General features: G+C 73.5%; 5 protein-coding genes. 4 read left to right on the forward strand and 1 reads right to left on the reverse strand.

From position 1 onward, the window contains the following. Positions 1–918: nucleotide disphospho-sugar-binding domain-containing protein (locus tag AB0J52_RS28750; protein ID WP_500185620.1), on the reverse strand; the 918-nt coding region annotated here is incomplete at its 3' end. Between the two features lie 248 nt (positions 919–1166). Between AB0J52_RS28750 and AB0J52_RS28755 the strand changes: the two genes are divergently transcribed. Genes AB0J52_RS28755 through AB0J52_RS28770 form a run of 4 tightly spaced genes read left to right on the forward strand, consistent with a single transcriptional unit; the run spans position 1167 to position 4522 of the window. Beyond that, on the forward strand, positions 1167–2402 hold the full coding sequence (locus tag AB0J52_RS28755; protein WP_500185622.1) for an ATP-binding cassette domain-containing protein: 1236 nt from the start codon (positions 1167–1169) through the stop codon (positions 2400–2402). Continuing rightward, positions 2399–3271 (forward strand): ABC transporter permease, encoded by an 873-nt coding sequence (locus AB0J52_RS28760; protein WP_500185623.1) that lies wholly within the window; start codon positions 2399–2401, stop codon positions 3269–3271. The genes AB0J52_RS28755 and AB0J52_RS28760 overlap by 4 nt, the downstream gene beginning before the upstream one ends. Positions 3272–3311: 40 nt before the next feature. Continuing rightward, positions 3312–3704 (forward strand): nuclear transport factor 2 family protein, encoded by a 393-nt coding sequence (locus AB0J52_RS28765; RefSeq protein WP_500185624.1) that lies wholly within the window; start codon positions 3312–3314, stop codon positions 3702–3704. Then, positions 3701–4522, forward strand: a complete 822-nt coding sequence (locus tag AB0J52_RS28770) for an SAM-dependent methyltransferase (protein WP_500185626.1) — start codon at positions 3701–3703, stop codon at positions 4520–4522. The genes AB0J52_RS28765 and AB0J52_RS28770 overlap by 4 nt, the downstream gene beginning before the upstream one ends. Positions 4523–4529: the final 7 nt, after the last annotated feature.

A 4529-nucleotide genomic window follows, 5' to 3' on the forward strand; every position in this document is an offset into this window, starting at 1 on the left:
CGCGACCAGCTGCGGAACGCCCGCCCAGATCGCGGCCAGCGCGGTCCCGCCGCCGCCGTGGTGCACGACTCCGGCGCAGGTCGGCAGCAGCAGGTCCATCGGCGTCCAGCCGATCGGGCGGACGTTGGGCGGCAGCGCGCCGAGCGGCGCCGGGTCGGCGTCGCCGAGCGCCAGCAGGAACTCGGCGTCCGTCTCGGCCGCCGCCGCGACGGTCGCCTCCAGCGGGCCGAGCCCGTGCATGTCGGGGCGGATGCTGCCGAGGGTGACGACCACGCGCGGACGGTCGCCGCGCGTCGGCAGCCGCTGCATCCCCGCGCCGCCGGTGTACGGGACGTAGCGCATGAACTCGCCCTCGGGAGTGGGGAACGGCAGCATGCCCGGCGGGACGAACTCCAGCGTCAGCGCGGCCCGGGACGGCACGTCCGGCACACCGAGGCGTTCCAAGTCGGCGGCGAGCAGGCGCAGCACGGCGTCGTGCACCCCGGCGGTGCGGATGGTGCCGAGGTTGCGCTGCACGGCGGGCACCCCGGCGCGGGCCGCGGCGACCAGCCCGTAGGGAGCGGACTGCTCGAACACCACCAGGTCGGGACGCCAGTGGTCGGCGAGCTCGACCGCGGTGGGGAGGAACGGGCGGTTCAGCTCGGCGACGCCGGGCGCGAGCTTGGCCGGGTCGTCGCCGAGCGGCTCCAGCCAGCGCTCGACCAGTTCCGGCCGCGCGGCGAACAGCTCGGCGAGGATCGCGTTGCCGGACGTGCCGGGCGCGGCGTCCACGACCTGCAGGCCGGTCTCGGCGGCCTGGGCGATCTGCTCGGAGTAGGTCAGCAGGGTCTCGTGGCCGGCCGCGCGGAACGCCCAGGCCAGCGGGGCGAGCGCGAACACCTTGCTGATCGGCGGGGTGGCGGCGAACAGTACGCGCATCCTGTGCGCCCCTTCCTGGGGTCCGGGAGGCGGTCCTAGAGCGCGGAGCGAAAGTGCAGGGTGAAAGTAACGCTACTACAAATTCAAGTCAATCTTGGGGTTCATCGCGTCGAAGCGCGGTGTTACCGTGCCGGAGAGTGACCGGCCACACTAAGGTTTGGGATAGTCGGAGTCCGGCTCCCGCTCCGACCCGACCGTTCCGGCCCGACGTGACCCGCCATCCGGCCCCGCCCCGCCTGGAGGACCTCTTGGCCCCCGCATCCGACCTGGCCATCGAGACGTCGGGCCTCGTCAAGACCTTCGGTGAGACCCGCGCGGTGGACGGCGTCGACCTCGCCGTCCGGCCCGGCACGGTGCACGGCTTCCTCGGCCCGAACGGCGCGGGCAAGACGACCACGATCCGTATCCTGGCGACGCTGCTGCGCCCCGACTCCGGCACGGCCCGGGTCTGCGGCCACGACGTCGTCCGGGAGGCCGCGGCCGTCCGCTCGCGGGTGAGCCTCACCGGCCAGTTCGCCTCCGTCGACGAGGACCTCAGCGGCGCCGACAACCTGTTCGTGCTGGCCCGGCTGCTGGGCTTCCGGCCCGCGCAGGCCCGCACCCGCGCCGCCGAGCTGCTGACCGCCTTCGGCCTGGAGGAGCAGGCGGACGTGCTGGTCAAGAACTTCTCCGGCGGCCTGCGCCGCCGCCTGGACGTGGCCGCGAGCCTGGTCGTCCGCCCGGACGTCCTGTTCCTGGACGAGCCGACCACCGGTCTCGACCCCGTCAGCCGCAGCCGGGTCTGGGCCGTGGTCCGCGCGATCGTCGACACCGGCACCACGGTCGTGCTCACCACGCAGTACCTGGAGGAGGCCGACCAGCTCGCCGACCGCATCGCGGTCATCGACCGCGGCCGGATCATCGCCGACGGGACGTCCGACGAGCTCAAGGCGTCCGTCGGGTCGAACGCGCTGCGCGTCCGGCTGCGCGACCCGGCGCAGCGCGACACGGCCGTCCGGATCCTGCGCCGGGAGCTCGGGCCCGACGGCGAGATCACCGCCGGCGCCTCCCGGGGCGGTCCCACGCCCGGCGCCACCGCCCACTCCCCCGGCGGCAGGCCCGGCGGCGGACGCGGTGGCGGGCAGGGCGACGCGGCCCATGAGAGACCGGCCGGGACGTCCAACGGCGACCCGGCGGCACTGTCGGTGCGGATCACCGACGGCGGGGACGGCAAGGGCGTCGAACGCGCCACGCGGGCGCTCTCCGAACTCACCCGCGAGGGCGTCGCGCTCGCGGACTTCACCTTCGAGCGGCCGAGCCTGGACGAGGTGTTCCTCGCCCTCACCGGCCACCACGCCGAGCCCGGCGGGACGTCCGGAGACGGCGGCACGGCCGAAGGCGGCGACGCGGCCGGAGACGACGGCGCAGCCGCGACGCGCGGCGGCGCGCCCGAGGGCGGCGGCCCTGCGGGCTTCCACGGCGGACGGGACGGCGGAACCACATGAGCGAACCCCGCACCGGCGGCGCGGCCCCCGCGCTCGCCCCCAACGGCGACGCGGCGGGCCTGGAGGCGGCCGTGCGCGCCGCGCTGCGCACCGGCGAGCAGCGTCCGCCGCGCCCGAGCCCGGTCACGATGTGCTGGATCTTCTGCCAGCGCGCGCTGTTCAAGGTCCGGCGCGATCCGCAGCAGGTGTTCGACGCCGTGCTGTTCCCGGTGATGGTGACGCTGGTCTTCACCTTCCTGTTCGGCGGCGCGATCGCGGGCTCGACCGACCGCTACCTGCAGTTCCTGCTGCCCGGTGTGGTGGTGCTGACGGTGGTGATGATCAGCATGAACACCGGCATCGCGCTGAACGTCGCCGTCTCCACCGGGATCGACGACCGGTTCCGGTCGATGCCGGTCTGGCGGCCGGCGATGCTCGTGGGCGAACTGCTCAGCGACACCGTCCGGTACCTGATGGCCTCGGTCGTCGCGGTGCTGCTCGGGCTGCTGCTCGGCTACCGGCCGCACGGCGGGTTCCTCGGCGTGGTCGCGGCGCTGGCGCTGATCCAGGTGTTCGCCTTCAGCCTGGCCTGGGTGTGGACGGCGCTCGGGCTGGTCGTCGACAAACCGCAGACGATCATGACGCTGAGCGGCATCGGCGTGTTCCCGCTGCTGTTCGGCAGCAACATCTTCGTCGCCACGCACAGCATGCCCGGCTGGCTGCAGGCCGTGGTGAACGTCAACCCGGTGACCCGCACCGTCACGGCCGTCCGGGGGCTGATGGCCGGGGACGCCACCGCCTGGCACGTCGCCACGGCGTTCATCGCCTACGCCGTGCTGATCGCCGTCTTCGGACCGCTGACCGTCTACCTCTACAACCGCGAGCGCTGAACCGGAACCCCCCATACCAGGAGCAGGAGGAGAGGGCGCCATGACGCACGCCAACCAGGAGATCATCCACCGCTTCTTCGAGGCCTACGGCAAGCACGACATGGACGCGTTGCGCGAGGTCATGGCCGAGGACGTGACCTGGAACTTCCCCGGCCGCAGCCAGGTCAGCGGCGTCATCCGCGGGCTGCCCGACGTCGTGGCGTTCTTCGACCGGATCAGCCAGTTCGAGATGCGGTCCGACACCTACGTGACCGGCGCCAACGACGACTACATCGTCGAGGCGCAGCGCACCTACACCGTCGCGCCGGACAGCGACTTCGAGATGGAGTACTGCGTGCTGTGGCGGTTCGCCGACGGCAAGATCGTCAACGGCACGCACCTGTGCGCCGACCAGCACCGCGCCGACGCGTTCTTCGACGAGGTCGCGAGGTGACCCCGCCGCCGGACGCGGGGCCGGGGGTCGCGCGGGCCGCGCCGGAATCGGAGCGGGCGAGCGTCGCCCGGGTCTACGACTTCTACCTGGGCGGCGACCACAACCTGCCGGTGGACCGCGAGTTCGCCCGGCAGATGATGGAGCGGGTGCCCGAGGCGCCGGAGGTCGCCCGGCTGAACCGGGCGTTCCTGCGGCGCGCGGTGCGGGCGTGCGCCCGGGCCGGCATCCGGCAGTACCTCGACATCGGCTCGGGCATCCCGACGGTGGGGAACGTGCACGAGGTCGTCGCCGAGGTCCGCCCGGACGGCCGGGTGGTGTACGCCGACCACGACCCGACGGCGGTGGCGTACGGCCGCGAGATCCTCGCCGGCCGGGACGCGGCGTCGATGGTGCTCGGCGACCTGCGCGACCCGGACGGCGTGCTCGCCGATCCCGAGGTGCGGCGGCTCATCGACTGGGACGAGCCGGTCGCGGTCCTGATGCTCGGCGTCCTGCACTACGTGCCCGACACCGGGGACCCGCAGGGCCTCGTCGACAGGTACACCGCGCTGATGGCGCCCGGCAGCGCGCTGGTGCTGTCGCACGGCACCGACGACGCGCTGCCCGAGCACGTCCGGTCGATGACGGACCTGTCGAAGAAGCGGCAGAGCGAGGCGTTCATGCGGTCGCGGGCCGAGGTCGCGGCGTTCCTGGACGGTCTGGACGTCCTCGATCCGGGCGTGGTGTTCCTGCCCGAGTGGCGTCCGGACGAGGGGGACGAGCAGGGCTCGCCGAAGGCGCGCGTCATGGCCTACGGCGGCGTCGGCCGCAAGCCCTGACCCCGCT

The sequence above is a fragment of the Spirillospora sp. NPDC049652 genome (genome assembly GCF_040675125.1).
In the GTDB taxonomy this organism is placed as follows: Bacteria; Actinomycetota; Actinomycetes; order Streptosporangiales; family Streptosporangiaceae; genus Spirillospora.

Coding starts and splice junctions, on each gene's coding strand:
- AB0J52_RS28765 (WP_500185624.1), top strand. CDS start 3,312: ATGACGCACGCCAACCAGGAGATCATCCACCGCTTCTTCGAGGCCTAC.
- AB0J52_RS28760 (WP_500185623.1), top strand. CDS start 2,399: ATGAGCGAACCCCGCACCGGCGGCGCGGCCCCCGCGCTCGCCCCCAAC.